This is a genomic window from Shewanella sp. GutCb (assembly GCF_002836135.1).
GTDB lineage: Bacteria > Pseudomonadota > Gammaproteobacteria > Enterobacterales > Shewanellaceae > Shewanella.
In genome coordinates, this window is record NZ_PJBL01000071.1 from 1 (window position 1) to 639 (window position 639).

1 pseudogene is annotated in these 639 nt (G+C 47.9%); it reads left to right on the forward strand.

The features are described 5' to 3' along the window. A pseudogene (locus CXF86_RS19995) lies at positions 1 to 639 on the forward strand (phage tail protein); the annotation flags it as partial.

Genomic DNA, 639 nt, shown 5'->3' on the forward strand with positions numbered 1-639 from the left:
AGGCTAACCGCCGCGAGAACGGCACTGACGACCGCGACGAGTCGGGCCACGATTGCCACTCGCGCCATGAATAGCGTGATGAGTTTAGCGGGCGGGCCTGTAGGTGTGGTGATGATGGCCGCTGCTGGCATTGCTTATTTTGCCATGCAGGCTGATGGTGCAAAAGAGCCGGTTTTAAATTTGGCAGAGGAAGTTGAAAAGCTTAACGGTCAATTTAAGGCGTTAAGTCAGCAAGAACGCCAAATTAAAATCAGTAAGCTCTCCACTCAGATGAAAGCCTGGCGCAGCGAGTTGATTAAAACCAATGCAGAAATGGAACGAGTCAATCGTCATGCATTGTCGTTGAGAGGGACGCCTGGTGAGCTCCAATCTCGTTATAAACTCGATACATTGAAAACTAAAGCCAGTGAGTTAACCGACAAGCTGACTGAAGCGAGTGCGACACAACAAGCGTTGTTTGATCAAGGTTTACCGACCATGGGTAAACAGCCCATAACGATAAAAGACAACAAAACGGTTGATAAAGCCCAGCAACAGCTGCTGGATAGCCTAACCAAGCAAAAACAGCTTTATGGTGAAGTGAGTGAAGCGGCTAAAGTGCGTTATGAGATTGAGTTCGGTAGCCTTAAAAAACTCGAT